The organism is Pseudomonas syringae group sp. 247E2 (assembly GCF_032587795.1).
GTDB classification, from domain to species: Bacteria; Pseudomonadota; Gammaproteobacteria; order Pseudomonadales; family Pseudomonadaceae; genus Aquipseudomonas; species Aquipseudomonas amygdali.
Genome location: NZ_JAWHPK010000001.1, coordinates 256,657 through 271,556, shown reverse-complemented (window position 1 = coordinate 271,556; position 14,900 = coordinate 256,657). Strand labels below are relative to the sequence as shown.

At 59.4% G+C, this 14,900-nt stretch carries 13 protein-coding genes; 5 read left to right on the top strand and 8 right to left on the bottom strand.

Annotation, left to right across the window (positions count from 1 at the left end; all coding sequences use genetic code 11):
- Position 1 precedes the first annotated feature (1 nt).
- Entirely contained in the window at positions 2–2,740 is a 2,739-nt protein-coding gene (locus tag RYC18_RS01330) for a HopW family type III effector protein (RefSeq protein ID WP_316882214.1), read from the bottom strand.
- A gap of 342 nt (positions 2,741–3,082) precedes the next feature.
- Between RYC18_RS01330 and glyA the strand changes: the two genes are divergently transcribed.
- Positions 3,083–4,336, top strand: coding sequence for a serine hydroxymethyltransferase (gene glyA, locus RYC18_RS01325; protein ID WP_316882211.1), 1,254 nt, complete (start codon positions 3,083–3,085; stop codon positions 4,334–4,336).
- A 106-nt stretch (positions 4,337–4,442) separates the two neighbouring features.
- Here the strand turns inward: glyA and yjiA are convergent, their stop codons facing one another.
- The 3 genes from yjiA to RYC18_RS01310 all read right to left on the bottom strand — a co-directional run bounded on the left by yjiA (position 4,443) and on the right by RYC18_RS01310 (position 7,816).
- Positions 4,443–5,420, bottom strand: coding sequence for a GTPase (gene yjiA, locus RYC18_RS01320; RefSeq protein WP_044321032.1), 978 nt, complete (start codon positions 5,418–5,420; stop codon positions 4,443–4,445).
- 95 nt (positions 5,421–5,515) lie between these two features.
- Positions 5,516–5,713, bottom strand: coding sequence for a YbdD/YjiX family protein (locus RYC18_RS01315; protein WP_002555232.1), 198 nt, complete (start codon positions 5,711–5,713; stop codon positions 5,516–5,518).
- A gap of 27 nt (positions 5,714–5,740) precedes the next feature.
- On the bottom strand, positions 5,741–7,816 hold the full coding sequence (locus RYC18_RS01310) for a carbon starvation CstA family protein (protein ID WP_316882154.1): 2,076 nt from the start codon (positions 7,814–7,816) through the stop codon (positions 5,741–5,743).
- Positions 7,817–8,101: 285 nt separating this feature from the next.
- Between RYC18_RS01310 and RYC18_RS01305 the strand changes: the two genes are divergently transcribed.
- Entirely contained in the window at positions 8,102–8,476 is a 375-nt protein-coding gene (locus RYC18_RS01305; RefSeq protein WP_005745351.1) for a PilZ domain-containing protein, read from the top strand.
- Positions 8,477–8,490: 14 nt separating this feature from the next.
- On the opposite strand, the gene radA is transcribed toward RYC18_RS01305, so the two are convergent.
- Positions 8,491–9,858, bottom strand: coding sequence for a DNA repair protein RadA (radA, locus tag RYC18_RS01300; protein WP_002555235.1), 1,368 nt, complete (start codon positions 9,856–9,858; stop codon positions 8,491–8,493).
- 194 nt (positions 9,859–10,052) lie between these two features.
- Here radA and mscL point away from each other — a divergent pair, with 194 nt between their 5' ends.
- Positions 10,053–10,499 (top strand): large-conductance mechanosensitive channel protein MscL, encoded by a 447-nt coding sequence (mscL, locus tag RYC18_RS01295; RefSeq protein WP_002555236.1) that lies wholly within the window; start codon positions 10,053–10,055, stop codon positions 10,497–10,499.
- Between the two features lie 513 nt (positions 10,500–11,012).
- Here mscL and RYC18_RS01290 read toward each other — a convergent pair.
- Positions 11,013–11,789 carry a ferredoxin--NADP reductase gene (locus tag RYC18_RS01290; RefSeq protein ID WP_004655524.1) on the bottom strand — a complete coding sequence of 259 codons (777 nt, stop codon included), beginning with the start codon at positions 11,787–11,789 and terminating at the stop codon, positions 11,013–11,015.
- A 336-nt stretch (positions 11,790–12,125) separates the two neighbouring features.
- Here RYC18_RS01290 and RYC18_RS01285 point away from each other — a divergent pair, with 336 nt between their 5' ends.
- Entirely contained in the window at positions 12,126–12,359 is a 234-nt protein-coding gene (locus RYC18_RS01285) for a helix-turn-helix domain-containing protein (RefSeq protein WP_005745352.1), read from the top strand.
- Between the two features lie 130 nt (positions 12,360–12,489).
- A complete protein-coding gene (locus RYC18_RS01280; protein ID WP_016981837.1) occupies positions 12,490–13,614 on the top strand; it encodes a methyltransferase in 1,125 nt (374 codons plus the stop codon).
- A gap of 86 nt (positions 13,615–13,700) precedes the next feature.
- Here the strand turns inward: RYC18_RS01280 and RYC18_RS01275 are convergent, their stop codons facing one another.
- Both RYC18_RS01275 and cydB read right to left on the bottom strand, forming a co-directional pair.
- Positions 13,701–13,868, bottom strand: a complete 168-nt coding sequence (locus tag RYC18_RS01275; RefSeq protein WP_002555239.1) for a DUF2474 domain-containing protein — start codon at positions 13,866–13,868, stop codon at positions 13,701–13,703.
- A gap of 21 nt (positions 13,869–13,889) precedes the next feature.
- Positions 13,890–14,897, bottom strand: coding sequence for a cytochrome d ubiquinol oxidase subunit II (cydB, locus tag RYC18_RS01270; protein WP_316882107.1), 1,008 nt, complete (start codon positions 14,895–14,897; stop codon positions 13,890–13,892).
- Between the last annotated feature and the right edge of the window lie 3 nt (positions 14,898–14,900).

Below are 14,900 nucleotides of genomic sequence, written 5' to 3'. Positions count from 1 at the left end.
CTTATGGCTCGCCAGCCGCTTGCGGTGCAGGCGCCGGGTGCGACCAGGTCAGGTACCGGAAGCGGTCGTAGAGACCCGCCACTACCTGCCCGCCTGCAATCCTGCCCGGAATTGCCGTTTGCAGGGTGCCGACCGCGCTCCCCAAACGCGAGGTGCTGACGTAATCTCCGGCCCAGGACGCTGCCGCCCTGCCGGCCTGATGCGCCGCCTTGCCTTTGTCAGTCAGGTAGCTCAACCCCTTGCCGGCTGCTGCGCCAGCCACTTCTCCAACCATACCGGGAAGTGTGAGGTTGGCTGCGGTCAGGACCGCAGCACCGGAGGCGTAGCCTTTGATCCCCTTGTCGAGAAAATTCCAGACTTTGTTGACGCCCAGAAACCCCGTCATCACCAGATTCAGACCGACGATTTCCTTGAAGACCTGAACCGCCTTTTGCATATCGACTTCAGGGTTCATGGCCAGTTTGAGCATCTCCGATACGCACCAGACGCCATCCGCCGCGTAATCGGCTTTGCCGACCATGCTTTTCATCAACATCACCAGCGCCGCACCGATACTCGCCGTCAAGGCCACCAGGCCCAGCTTGGTGTAGAAGTCAGGGTCCGCCTTGCGCTCCCCCTCGGCCAGTTGCAGCCCTGCGCGCAGGGCATCGGCGACTTCGAACCTGGCCTGGAACTCGCTGCTTTTGGTGCCCAGGTATGTCAGGCTCGAGTTCATGATGTCGGTGATGCTTTTGTCTTGCTTGTACAATTCGGTCGCCACTTTCATCTGCTGGGCAAAATGCTCGCTGACGTCGAAATGGTTGACCACGGCCAGATGGTCTTCCTCCGGGATGCGGGCGTTCCCGGTGTCTTGCCTGGAAAGCTTGCTCTTGGCGAGCTTGAAGGCAGCGACGATCGATTCACGGTTGAATACGCCCAGCGTGGCTGCGCCCGATGCCACGGCCGTTGCGATACCGAAGCCAACCTGCTCCAGCAGGTGTTCGTTCCTGGCAAAGGTGGGCTGCGCCACGATGGCGTTGGCCAGCACGGTGACGAAGTAGCGGTTCAGGCCGTGATCGACATTGGTCCGCGCGTTGGTCAGCTCGTTCATCATCAGGCCAGCCATGAACACCGCGTTCTTGGTGAAGTGGGCAACCAGCGATGAGCTGTAGGAGTTGTCCTTGCTGACGAACGCCACGGCCAGTGGCAAGGGTGCCAGCGCGAGCAGCATCGCCGGGCTTGCAAGGACGCGACTCTTGAGCGAGGCACCGTTTTTGAGCGTGCCCAGTTCGGCATTCATGCTTTTGTTGAGGCTGAGCAACTCGTCTTTCACATCAGAGGGCAGCCCCGAGCGGCTCAACACTGCTGGCAACTGTTCGTTGTGAGCGCGCCAGGCGTCGAGTTGCCCCTGAGCATTGGCCTGAACGATTGCGCCCAACATGTCACGCTCGGCTTCGCTCAGCGCAGACGATGGCTTTTCAAGCAGCGTCTGCACAACGTCGGACGTCGTGGTAGCGGCACTTGGCAAATCACCAAGACGGGCCAGTTGCTCCTCGCTCAACACCAGCGAACCGTTGGCCAGCGCCAACCGCAGTTTTTCATCGAAACCCATGCCGCACCTGGCCTCAATGTCTTCTTCAGGGGCGAAGGGCAGCGGGGTATTGCTGACGATATCGCGTTGTTCTTGCGTGAGATGCAGCACATGCTTGTTCAGGAAGGCATGCATCTGATCGGGCGACAGGTGTGGCGCCGGGGTGCGCATCAAAGCCAGCAACGCCTTGTCATCCATCGGCGCGAGCGCCCCGTAGGCATCAAACTTGCGCACCAGATTGCCGCCGACCTTGAGCAATGCCTGGCGTGTGGTCAGCCTGGGCTCCGCAGGCTCGTGGCCAGGTGCAGGTGCTTCACCTGGCTCGATGGAGATTTCCTCCAGCCTCGGCAAAAGATCGTGTTCGCGCAATAGCTGCAGCAGCGCCCCCGCTACTTCCGCCAGCTCGCGCAATTCATTGCGGGCTGGCGCGTCCTGGCAATTTTCGGTCAATGCCTGCAATGCGCCCGGCAACATCTCCAGATCATTGAGCGTGTCGGCATGTGAGCGCAGCAGACTGACGACCGCGTCGGGTTGACGCTGAAGGTTGTCATTCAAATCCGCCGTACGCTGCTTGGCCGTGCGAACGAAATGACTGAAGAGCGTGTAAGACGAAACAACGGGGGGCTCTGCGCCCAGCGTCTCGGGATCCAGATGAGTCAACGTCAGCAGATCCGCAATCGCCCGGGCCAGGACGGACGGTCGGGCAGTCAAACGAGCGACGGATTGGTGCAGCCGCGCCGTCCTGAGCCCTTCACAGGCCTGCGACAGCGAGTCGTGAGATGCGTGAGCAGCCGGCATATCGGCCAGCCGGTGAGTACAACGGTCAAGCAGTTCTCTCAGCGCCGGCACCTGATCCTCGCTTGCCAGTTGATGCCAGCCCTGCTCGGTCGTGCCGACCTCGGCGAGGCTCTGACAGAGTTGAGCAACGGTGTGCCAGGACGGATGCTGTTTATCCAGCTCACGCTGAAGAGCAGACAACAGACGCACAGCGTCCTGCGCTGGCGCAGCCGAGGTGCGACCAAATGCCACGGCCAGCTCGCCGGAGGCAAAAAACGCTACGGTACGAGCCTGCTGCGGAGTTGGCTCACTAACGCCGGTTGCATCGCCGGACGCAGGAGCAACCTCCGGCAATGAGGAATGAGAGGAGCGCGTGATCTGAGAGGGCATCATGGCGTTTTTACCTACTGTCGGTGGATATGGGCAACAGACCGACTGAGTGTCGTCCGGCCCGGAACGGTTCCGGCAGTTGAAGGTAAATAGATGCGTGATCGCTGAAAATTCGAGTGGATGTGCCCGGTTCACGCCGCCGATGACTAAACCAATCTCGACCCTCTCATGTGGGTGAGCCCCCCACAGAACGAGCCTTGCGCCTGCGGCACGTCCATGATTTCAGGCCTTGTCGAAACCCGCGTGAACGGCGTCACTGGTCAAGATGACTGCCTTTCATATGCCAGATAAAACCCGATGGGGTAGAATACCCGCCTTTTCCGCCATGCCCCCTTGAGGACTGCCATGTTCAGCCGTGATTTGACTATCGCCAAGTACGACGCCGATCTGTTTGCCGCCATGGAGCAAGAAGCTCTGCGTCAGGAAGAACACATCGAGCTGATTGCCTCGGAAAACTACACCAGTCCGGCCGTCATGGAAGCTCAGGGCTCGGCCCTGACCAACAAGTACGCCGAAGGCTATCCAGGCAAGCGCTACTACGGTGGTTGCGAGTACGTCGACGTTATCGAACAACTGGCCATCGACCGCGCCAAGGAGCTGTTCGGCGCTGATTACGCCAACGTCCAGCCACATGCGGGTTCGCAAGCCAACTCGGCGGTCTACCTGGCCCTGCTGCAAGGCGGCGACACCATTCTGGGCATGAGCCTGGCTCACGGTGGTCACCTGACCCACGGCGCCAGTGTTTCGTCCTCGGGCAAGCTGTACAACGCCGTTCAGTACGGTATCGATGCCAACGGCATGATCGACTACGACGAAGTCGAGCGCCTGGCTGTCGAGCACAAGCCAAAAATGATCGTCGCCGGTTTCTCTGCCTACTCGCAGATCCTCGACTTCCCGCGCTTCCGTGCAATCGCTGACAAGGTCGGTGCCTACCTGTTCGTCGACATGGCTCACGTAGCCGGTCTGGTCGCCGCAGGCGTCTACCCGAACCCGGTGCCATTCGCCGACGTCGTGACCACCACCACACACAAGACCCTGCGCGGTCCACGTGGCGGCCTGATCCTGGCGCGCACCAACGCCGAAATCGAGAAGAAGCTGAACTCCGCGGTATTCCCTGGCTCCCAGGGCGGTCCGCTGGAGCACGTCATCGCAGCCAAGGCCGTGTGCTTCAAGGAAGCGCTGCAGCCTGAGTTCAAGACCTACCAGCAACAAGTGGTCAAGAACGCCAAGGCAATGGCCGGTGTGTTCATCGAGCGCGGCTTCGACGTGGTTTCCGGTGGTACTGAAAACCACCTGTTCCTGCTGTCGCTGATCAAGCAGGAAATCTCCGGTAAAGACGCCGACGCCGCCCTGGGTCGCGCCTTCATCACCGTCAACAAGAACTCCGTACCGAACGACCCACGCTCCCCGTTCGTCACCTCCGGCCTGCGCTTCGGCACCCCGGCAGTGACCACTCGCGGCTTCAAGGAAGCTGAGTGCAAGGAACTGGCGGGCTGGATCTGCGACATCCTGGCTGACCTGAACAACGAAGCGGTGATCGACGCCGTTCGCGAGAAGGTCAAGGCCATCTGCGCGAAGCTGCCGGTTTACGGCGCTTGATAAGCCTGGTTTAAACGCAGTACCAAAAAGCCCCGGCTCGTGAGAGCCGGGGCTTTTTGTTGGGCAGATCACTCTATGGGCAGAAGCTCAGCCGCTGCCTGACCTCTCAGCCGCATACCCTCTCGAACCCCGCCCGGATCTTCTCCTCCGGCAATTCATCGGCAATGAACACGATCACGCTCTCGCGTTTTTCGCCTTCGGCCCACTCGGTGTCCCAGTCAAAGCCGTACAGCTTGAGCACGCCCTGAAACACCATCTTGCGCGGTTCGTCTTCGATGTTGAGCACGCCCTTGTAGCGCAGCAGTTGCTTGCCGTGGTCTTCCAGCAGTTCGTTCATGAACTCGCTGAGGCGGTCCAGGTTCAGCGGTTTTTCGCTGCGCAGGACGAGGCTGGTGATGCGGTCGCCTGAATTGCCGACCGGGGCCAGTGGGCGCAGGATCATGCCGCCGCCGAGATCGGCGTTGAGGTTGAAGCCGCGCACATCGAGCAGTTCGGCAAGGTCGATGTTGCCATGTTCGACGATGCGGATCGGGGCGCGGCGGTTGATGCGGGTCAGGCGTGCGCTGAGGGCATCGAAGGTTGCGTCGTCGACCAGATCACGCTTGCTCACCAGCAATCGGTCGGCAAAGCCGATTTGCGCCTGGGCGATGGTTTGCGCCAGGTGGGTATCGGCGTGGGCAGCATCGACCAGAGTGATGATGCCGTCGAGGATATAGCGCTCGCGCAGCTCTTCATCGATGAAAAAGGTCTGGGCGACCGGCGCAGGATCGGCCAGGCCGGTGCATTCGATCACCAGTCGGTCGAAAGCGATTTCGCCACTGTCCAGGCGCTCCAGCAACAGGTAGAGCGCCTTGGTCAGGTCGGTGTGGATGGTGCAGCACACGCAGCCATTGGACAGGGTCATGATCTGTACGGGATCAGTGCCGAGCAACTGGCTGTCGATACCTGCATCGCTGAATTCGTTTTCAATCACGGCGATTTTCAGGCCGTGCTCGGCCTTGAGCAGGTGGCGCAGCAAAGTGGTTTTGCCTGCCCCCAGAAAACCGGTCAGCACGGTCACGGGGATGGGTTGCAACTCAGTCATAAGGCTCCTGGCGTGATGCATTCAGCTGAAATGAAAACGCGCCACAGGTGATGGCCTGCGGCGCGTCGGATCAAACAATAACGCAGTTCAGAGGATCAGCAGCACTTCGGACCGCCCTTGCCGCCGTAACGTGCCTCTTGCCGCTCCCGGAAGAACTGCTCGTAGGTCATCATCGGCTTGTCCGGGTGGGTGTTCTGCATGTGCTCTACGTACGTGTCGTAGTCAGGCATGCCCACCATCAGACGCGCGGCCTGACCGAGGTATTTCCCGAGGCGACTCAGGTCATTGAACATGGGCAAATCCTCTGTGGGTAACCATCATCACACCTGCGACGCTGGCGGCATGGCCTGATAAGGAGCTTCCTTGTCGGTACGCGCCTTGGTGGTCCAGGCTGCACGGCCTACTTTAAGGGCGTAGAACAGAATGCTGAACACCACGAACAGGAACAGCACGGTCAGCCCGGCATTGGTGTAAGCGTTGAAGATCACATGCTGCATCTGGTCCATGGTCTTGGCCGGGGCCAGGATCTGGCCGGCATCCGCCGCCGCGCTGTATTTCTTGGCCAGGGCCAGAAAGCCCACCGCAGGATTGGCGTCGAACAGCTTGATCAGGCCAGCGGTCACGGTGCAGATCAGCAGCCAGGTGGCAGGCAGCATGGTCACCCACACATAGCGCTGACGCTTCATCTTGATCAGCACGACGCTGGCCAGCATCAGGGCAATACCGGCGAGCATCTGGTTGGAGATGCCGAACAGCGGCCACAGGGTATTGATCCCGCCCAGCGGGTCGATTACGCCTTGGTACAGCAGATAGCCCCATAGCGCCACGCAACCACCGGTACCGATGGCATTGGCCGTCCACGACTCGGTACGTTTCAGGGCTGGAACGAAACTGCCCAGCAGATCCTGCAGCATGAAGCGTCCGGCTCGTGTACCGGCGTCGACTGCGGTCAGAATGAACAGCGCCTCGAACAGAATCGCGAAGTGGTACCAGAACGCCATGGTGTTTTCACCCGGCAGCACCTGATGGAGGATCTGCGCGATACCAACCGCCAGCGTCGGCGCACCACCGGCACGCGCCAGTACAGTGTTTTCACCAATGTCTTTCGCAACAGCAGTCAATTGCTCCGGCGTGATGGCAAAGCCCCAGCTGGAGACAGTCTGCGCGACAGTCACCACGTCACTGCCAACCACCGCAGCCGGGCTGTTCATGGCGAAGTACACGCCTGGCTCGATCACCGAGGCGGCAACCATTGCCATGATGGCCACGAACGACTCCATCAGCATGCCGCCGTAACCGATGTAACGAGCGTTCTTTTCGTTATCCAGCAGCTTGGGCGTGGTGCCCGAAGAGATCAGCGCGTGGAAACCCGATACCGCACCGCAAGCGATAGTGATGAACAGGAACGGGAACAGTGCGCCCTTCCAGACCGGGCCTGTGCCGTTGGTGAACTGGGTCAGGGCCGGCATTTTCAGCTCGGGCGCCAGAATCAGGATGCCGATTGCCAGTGCCAGAATGGTGCCGATTTTCAGGAAGGTCGACAGGTAGTCACGTGGCGCAAGCAGCAGCCAGACCGGCAGCATTGCTGCTACAAAACCATAGCCCACCAACATCCAGGTGATCTGCACGCCGGTGAAGGTGAACATCGGCCCCCAGGTCGGATCGGCCGCTACCATGCCGCCGACCCAGATCGAACCGAGTAGCAGAATGACACCGATAATGGAGATTTCACCGATACGACCCGGGCGGATGTAGCGCATATAGATGCCCATGAACATCGCGATCGGGATCGTCGCCATGACCGTGAACATGCCCCACGGACTCTCGGCCAAGGCCTTGACCACGATCAGCGCCAGCACCGCCAGGATGATGATCATGATCAGGAAACAGCCGAACAGGGCGATGGTGCCGGGAATACGGCCCATTTCCTCGCGAACCATGTCGCCCAGCGAGCGACCGTCACGGCGCGTAGAGAGAAACAGGATCATGAAATCCTGTACCGCACCGGCCAGCACCACACCGGCGATCAGCCAGAGCGTACCGGGCAGATAACCCATTTGCGCGGCCAGTACCGGGCCGACCAGCGGGCCTGCACCGGCGATGGCAGCAAAGTGATGACCGAAAAGGATGTGTTTGTTGGTCGGCACGTAGTCCAGACCATCGTTGTTGACCACCGCCGGTGTCGCGCGCAACGGATCGAGCTGCATGACATGGGTGGCAATGAACAGACTGTAGTAACGATAGGCAACCAGATAGATAGCCACCGCAGCGACCACTATCCACAAAGCGTTGATCGCTTCTCCGCGACGCAAGGCCACGACCCCAAGGGCACATGCCCCGACAATTGCGACGATGAGCCAGGGAACATGGCGCATCAGACTATTATTATTTTTCATTTTTTATTCCAGCAGAGTTGACTAGAAGGCAAGCAGTCCGAGTTTAGCGCCGGATCAGCGAAAGACCACCCCCAACCATGGTCTAGAGCGAAATTTGATCAATTGCGGCAGATACCCGGCATAGAGGGCTGGAATGGCCTCGACAGATGGTTGCCGGATCACAAAACAGTGATGCGGAACTGTTCTGTAATGGCTTTCAGGTCTATCGTGCAGGAACAACAGAATTGATCAGATAACGACCTGCCCGCTGCCCCCCCAGTGGCGGTCAACAAGAGAGTTCATTCGATGACCGACTCACCTGCAGATCGCCGTCGTTTCAAGCGCATTGCCTTCGACGCCAAAACCGATTTGAAGCAAGGCGATCAGACCTGGAAGGTTCAACTGGTCGATCTTTCCCTGAAAGGGTTGCTCATCGAGCGGCCTGATCCGTGGAACGGTGATCAGACGCAGCCCTTTGAAGTCGACATCATTCTAAGCAACGACGCCCACGTGAAAATGGATGTCAAGATCACCCATGACAACAGCCGCCAATTGGGATTCGTTTGCCGGCACATAGGGCTGGAGTCAATCAGCCACCTGAAGCGGCTGGTCGAATTGAACCTAGGAGACCCCGAGGAACTGGATCGGGAACTGGCAGCCTTGATCGAACTGCAGGGATAATCCTCGGGGCGAGGTTATTCGAACAACGCATCCAGTGCCTGCTCCAGACGCGTGACGGCAATGATCTGCAAACCGGGTGGCGCTTCCTTCGGCGCATTGCCTTTAGGTACGATGGCCCGCTTGAAGCCATGCTTGGCGGCTTCCTTGAGGCGCTCCTGGCCGCTGGGCACCGGCCTGACCTCACCCGACAGTCCCACTTCGCCAAACACCAGCAAGTCATGCGGCAGCGGACGATTGCGCAGGCTGGACATCACCGCAGCCATCAAGGCCAGGTCGGATGCGGTTTCCAGCACTTTCACACCGCCCACTACGTTGAGAAACACGTCCTGATCGTGAGTCGGAATACCGCCATGTCGATGCAGGACCGCCAGGAGCATGGCCAGACGGTTCTGGTCCAGACCCAGCGTTACACGACGCGGGTTGGACATGTGGCTGTCGTCCACCAGCGCCTGAACCTCCACCAGCATCGGCCGCGTGCCTTCCCAGGTGGCCATGACCACACTGCCCGGCACTTCTTCCTGAGCACGGGTGAGAAAAATCGCCGACGGGTTGGAGACTTCTTTCAGGCCCTTGTCGGTCATGCCGAACACGCCCAGTTCGTTCACCGCGCCGAAGCGATTCTTCACCGCCCGCAGCAGACGCAGACGGCCATCCGACTCGCCCTCGAAATACAATACGGTGTCGACCATGTGCTCAAGCACACGCGGGCCGGCAAGCGCGCCCTCTTTAGTGACGTGACCAACCAGAAAGATCGCCGTGCCGCTCTGTTTGGCGTAGCGCACCAGCAAGGCCGCGCTTTCACGAACCTGCGACACGCCGCCCGGTGCTGACTGCAACTGTTCGGTGAAAATCGTCTGGATCGAATCGATCACCATGACCTTGGGCTTCTCGACCTTGGCAGTGGCAATGATGGTTTCGATACAGGTTTCAGTCATGACGCGCAGCTTGTCCTGCGGCAGCCCCAGGCGTCGGGCACGCATGGCCACCTGCTGCTGGGATTCCTCGCCGGTGACATACAGCGCGGGCATGCGCTGGGCGATATTGCACAGTGTCTGCAACAGAATTGTCGACTTGCCGATGCCGGGGTCGCCGCCAATCAGCACCACCGAGCCGTCAACCAGCCCGCCGCCCAGCACTCGGTCGAGCTCGGTGGAGTTGGTGGAGAAGCGCGGAATCTCTTCGACACTGACTTCTGCCAGGGTTCTGATTTGCGCCTGTGAACCGGTCCAGCCGGTGCGCCCGGTGGGCGGCGCAGCAGCGCCACTCTCAATCATCGTTTCGACCAGTGTGTTCCAGGCGCCGCATTCGCTGCACTGGCCCGCCCACTTGGGAAATGTCGCGCCGCACTCAGTGCAGCCGTACAAGCGTTTGGCCTTGGCCATGACAACCCCAGTCGTAAAAAACGCCCATGATAACGCAGGTTGCGCCAGCAGTTACCTGCGCAGCGAACCATGACTTTCAAAACCGGATAAAACTTACACAGGCCGCTCCGGTCGATTGAACGTAGAACGGACGACAACTGTAAGGCTGGACTACACTCTCCCGGATCACTTTTATCTGTAACAAGGAATTACCCATGAGCGTACTTAGCGAATTCAAGGCCTTCGCGGTCAAAGGTAACGTGGTCGATATGGCCGTCGGTATCATCATTGGCGCGGCATTCGGCAAGATCGTTTCGTCGTTCGTCGGCGATGTGATCATGCCACCGTTAGGCTTGCTGATCGGCGGCGTGGACTTCAGTGACCTGGCCATCACCCTGCGCCCTGCGCAAGGTACGGCACCGGCAGTGCTGCTGGCTTATGGCAAGTTCATCCAGACGGTTATCGACTTCATTATCGTCGCGTTCGCGATCTTCATGGGCGTCAAGGCCATCAACCGCCTCAAGCGCGAAGAAGCCAAGGCACCGACCCTGCCACCAACGCCTTCCAAGCAGGAAGTGCTGCTGAGCGAGATTCGTGACCTGCTCAAGGAACAGAACAAACCGGCCGCGCCAGTCACTGTAGACCCTACGCGTCCGCTTTGATTTGACGCCCGGAGCGCTTAAGGAGATGTATCGTCCCCACGCAGTGCTTTTCAACCGCGGTGGCACAGACGACGCAGAGTGCGACCTTGATTCTCGTTCCCACGCTCCGCGTGGTAATGCATTTCGTGACGCTCCGCGTCACACCGATCTGCGATTCAGTGAGATTCAGGCTCGACTCGAGTCACCTTTTCGCCCCTCGGCGAGTTACTTTGATGGGGCCAAAGTAACCAAAGCCCCTCGCTCCTGTTTCCGGCCCGACTTCGTCGGGTTCCTTCGCCCTGTCACTGATCCGGGGGTCGCCGCAACGGGCCATCCATGGCCCGGTGCGGCTAGCCTGGCGTCCTGCCAGGCTACCCCCGGATCAGCGCCAGGACTCAGCCGTCACTAACGTCGCACTCTGCATCGTCAGTGCCATCGTGATAAAAAAGCGCGTCTATAAGCACTGAATACGTGCAAGACATAACATCGTGCCGCATCAATGAGGTATGACGCAGAGCGTTCTGCCTTCCCCACTTACCAATACGTCTCCACCGCAACCTGCCCCGGCTTGCGTGACAGGCTCAGGCGCATGTCACGCTGTTTGAGCAGTGCGCGTGTGTCGTCGATCATCTGCGGGTTGCCGCACAGCATTACCCGGGAATGCTCAGGTGTCAGTGCGATGCCTGCAGCGCGCTCAAGCTCGCCGTTTTCAATCAACTGCGTAATGCGGCCACTTAGTGCGCCCGGATGCTGTTCGCGGGTCACAGTCGGTAGGAACAGGAACTTGTCTGCGTATTCAGCCAGATATTCACGCTGCATCAGTTCGCCAATCAACTGCTGATAGGCCAGTTCGCGGGACTCACGAACGCTGTACACCAGAATCACCCGCTCGAACTTCTCCCAGACCTCGAAATCCTGAAGGATCGATAGAAACGGCGCGACACCTGTACCTGTGGATAACAGCCAGAGGTCGCGGCCATCGACAAAACGGTCCAGGGTCAAATAACCAAACGCCAGTTTTTCCACCATCAATTCGTCGCCTTCGCGCAGACGGCTCAGTTCGCTGGTGAATTCGCCATCCGGCACCACGATGGAAAAAAACTCCAGAAACTCGTCGTGCGGTGACGACACCATCGAGTAGGCACGCCATACGGTGGTGCCGTCGGCCTTGGTCACACCGAGGCGCGCAAACTGTCCTGCCCGAAAGCGAAAACCAGGGTCGCGCGTGGTGCGCAGGGTGAACAGGTTGGTGGTCAGCGGCGTGACACGCTGCAGTGTCTGTCGGGTGAATTTGTCGTCACTGACGGTCATGGTGTGCTTTGAACTCCTGAATATGAAAAGCAGAACCCAGTGTCCCGCAAAGCGGGCCCGATAAACACCGGCTGTTTGTGGTGAATTACCCGGTCAGCGGCGCTGTGGCTTAGAGTATTTGGTTCTTGAGTCCGCAAATGCCTGACCGAAGCTTTACAGGGCAAATTGCCGCGACCTCTCTTGCACAGGGGTTCCAGCCAAAAGGCCGATAACACGCTGCCAATTGCCATCAGCCCATCCGTCCGGGTAATGCGCGCAGGCGCAGTTTGCGGTGTTTTTGTTCCTAGACTGGATAAACGAACAGCAAGGTCTGGACACGTACTGCAAGGAGGCTACATGAACACAATGGAAATAAAATTTTCACAGCCCTCGCCAGCAAAAAACCTGACTCAGAGAGAAATTGAAGTCCTCAAGTGGTCCGCCGAAGGCAAGACAGCTGGCGATATCGCAATGATTCTCTGCCTGAAGGAGCGCACCATCCACTTTCACATTGCCAGCGCCATTCAGAAAATGGGCGTTTGCAACAAGACGGCTGCTGCCGTACAGGCCGCACTGAGCGGGATGTTCTGATAAAGCCCGCAGCCGAACCGCAATCAAACAGGTATGAAAACGAAAAAATACGTAAAATCGTCTGCCTCGGCGAGCCCACCTGTCTTCGGGCTCACTGACATACTTTCGATTGCACAGAGTTCTCCCGCCAATGCCCCTGCTCATCAGTCCTTTCGCTGAACTTGATCTCATTCGCCAACCCGAGCAACAGGATGAGCCGTTGCAGGCATTCGATGCTGCTGACGAGTACCTGCTCAATCATGTTGCAGAAACCGGGCTGAGCCTGCAAAGCCGGGTGCTGGTGCTCAATGACAGTTTCGGCGCGCTGGCGGCCAGTCTGGCGTCTCATGCCACGGTGGTCAGCAGCACCGACTCTTTCCTGGCTGCACAAGGTCTGGAAAAGAACCTGGCACGCAATGGCATGAGCTATGACGCGGTACCGCACGTCCCCGCCAGCGAGCCGTTGAACGGGCCATTCGACTGGGTGCTGATCCGGGTGCCGAAGACTCTGGCGCTGCTGGAAGAACAACTGATACGCCTGCAGGGTCAACTGGCACCCGGTGCTCGCGTGGTCGCGGCAGCCATGGTCAAGCATTTGCCACGTTCGGCTGGCGACCTGCTGGAGGAATACGTAGGGCCGGTGCAGGCCTCACTGGCGGTGAAAAAAGCCCGGCTGCTGTTCGCCACGCCGCAGCCCATGGAAGTGCGGACTTCGCCCTACCCGACCCGTTACCGTCTGGACGAGCCGGCCATCGAACTACTCAACCACGCCAATGTATTCTGCCGCGACGGGCTGGACATCGGTACCCGGGCATTCCTGCCTTATCTGCCGAAAAACCTCGGCACCGCAAGGGTCGCCGACTTGGGATGCGGCAACGGCGTGCTGGCTATTGCCAGCGCGCTGGACAACCCGCAGGCGCACTACACGCTGGTCGACGAGTCGTTCATGGCCGTGCAATCGGCCACCGAGAACTGGCGCGCAACGCTGGGCGAACGTGCGGTGGCAGTTCGGGCAGCCGACGGGCTGGACACTCAGGAGCCCGACTCGCTGGAGGTGGTGCTGTGCAACCCGCCCTTCCATCAGCAACAGGTGGTGGGAGATTTTCTTGCCTGGCGCATGTTCCTCCAGGCGCGTGCCGCACTGGTTAACGGCGGCGCGCTGTATATCGTCGGCAACCGTCACCTGGGTTATCACACCAAGCTGTCGCGCCTGTTCCGCGGTGTCGAGCAAGTGGCGGCCACGCCGAAATTCGTGATCCTGAAAGCACGCAAGTAATCCACGGCGCAAAAAAAGACCCTCTTGCCAGCGGGTGGCAAGAGGGTCGCAAAACGTGTCCGGTGGACACGAACGGGAATTCAGTATCAGTGTGTCGTCAGGCCCGCTGCGCTCATGAACATGCGCATCAGGCTGGCTACGATAAACAGCGCAAATACGCTGCCCGCCCAGATCCCGACCAGCCAGGCCAAGCGTTGCCAGAGCGGTTTGCTCAGTGCCGGATCAGGATCGTGCATGGAATTCTTACCAGACATCGTCAATCTCCTCGGTTCGAACTAGTGATAACCGTCTGCAGCCGTCACCTTGCCGCGGAATACGTAGTAGCTCCAGAAGGTGTAGCCCAGGATGAACGGAATGATGAACAGCGTGCCGACCAGCATAAAGCCCTGGCTCTGCGGCGGCGCGGCGGCTGCCCAGATCGATACCGAAGGCGGAATGATGTTTGGCCACAGGCTGATGCCCAGCCCGCTGTAACCCAGAAATATCAGCAACAGGGTCAGCAGGAACGGCGTGTAGTGGGCATTGCGGGCGACAGCCTTGAACAAACCGTACATGGTCACCAGCACCAGAACCGGCACGGGCATGAACCACAGTAGATTGGGCATGCTGAACCAGCGATGGGCAATGTCCGCGTGAGCCAGCGGCGTCCACAGGCTGACCACCGCCATGACCGCCAGCACAGCCAGTGCCAGAGGGCGGGCCAGATCATGCATCGCCTTCTGCAGCGAACCTTCGGTTTTCATGATCAGCCAGGTACAGCCCAGCAGCGCATAGGCGACAATCAGGGCCAGGCCGCAGAACATCGGAAACGGCGCGAGCCAGTCCAGTGAACCGCCAGCGAACTGACGATTGACCACCGGAATTCCTTCGATGTAGGTGCCCAGCGCCACGCCCTGAAAGAAGGTTGCAGCCAGCGAACCGCCAATGAACGCCTTGTCCCAGAGGTGGCGTTTCTGTTCGGTCGCCTTGAAGCGAAACTCGAACGCCACGCCGCGAAAGATCAGGCCCATGAGCATGAACATCAGCGGCAGGTACAGCGCAGACAAGACCACCGAGTAGGCCAGCGGGAATGCACCGAACAGTGCCGCACCGCCCAGCACCAGCCAGGTCTCGTTGCCGTCCCAGACCGGCGCGACGGTATTCATCATCACGTCACGGTCGGAACTGTCCTTCATGAACGGGAAGAGAATCCCGATGCCCAGATCGAAGCCGTCCATCACCACGTACATCATGATGCCGAAGACGATGATGATGGCCCAGATCAGCGGAAGATCGATACCCATGGC

Bases quoted from the DNA above. Each gene is read 5' to 3' on its own strand.
- RYC18_RS01305 (WP_005745351.1), top strand. From the start codon at position 8,102: ATGACCGACTCACCTGCAGATCGCCGTCGTTTCAAGCGCATTGCCTTC.
- mscL (WP_002555236.1), top strand. From the start codon at position 10,053: ATGAGCGTACTTAGCGAATTCAAGGCCTTCGCGGTCAAAGGTAACGTG.
- glyA (WP_316882211.1), top strand. From the start codon at position 3,083: ATGTTCAGCCGTGATTTGACTATCGCCAAGTACGACGCCGATCTGTTT.
- cydB (WP_316882107.1), bottom strand. From the start codon at position 14,897: ATGGGTATCGATCTTCCGCTGATCTGGGCCATCATCATCGTCTTCGGC.
- radA (WP_002555235.1), bottom strand. From the start codon at position 9,858: ATGGCCAAGGCCAAACGCTTGTACGGCTGCACTGAGTGCGGCGCGACA.
- RYC18_RS01275 (WP_002555239.1), bottom strand. From the start codon at position 13,868: ATGTCTGGTAAGAATTCCATGCACGATCCTGATCCGGCACTGAGCAAA.
- RYC18_RS01290 (WP_004655524.1), bottom strand. From the start codon at position 11,789: ATGACCGTCAGTGACGACAAATTCACCCGACAGACACTGCAGCGTGTC.
- RYC18_RS01310 (WP_316882154.1), bottom strand. From the start codon at position 7,816: ATGAAAAATAATAATAGTCTGATGCGCCATGTTCCCTGGCTCATCGTC.
- RYC18_RS01330 (WP_316882214.1), bottom strand. From the start codon at position 2,740: ATGATGCCCTCTCAGATCACGCGCTCCTCTCATTCCTCATTGCCGGAG.
- yjiA (WP_044321032.1), bottom strand. From the start codon at position 5,420: ATGACTGAGTTGCAACCCATCCCCGTGACCGTGCTGACCGGTTTTCTG.
- RYC18_RS01315 (WP_002555232.1), bottom strand. From the start codon at position 5,713: ATGTTCAATGACCTGAGTCGCCTCGGGAAATACCTCGGTCAGGCCGCG.
- RYC18_RS01285 (WP_005745352.1), top strand. From the start codon at position 12,126: ATGAACACAATGGAAATAAAATTTTCACAGCCCTCGCCAGCAAAAAAC.
- RYC18_RS01280 (WP_016981837.1), top strand. From the start codon at position 12,490: ATGCCCCTGCTCATCAGTCCTTTCGCTGAACTTGATCTCATTCGCCAA.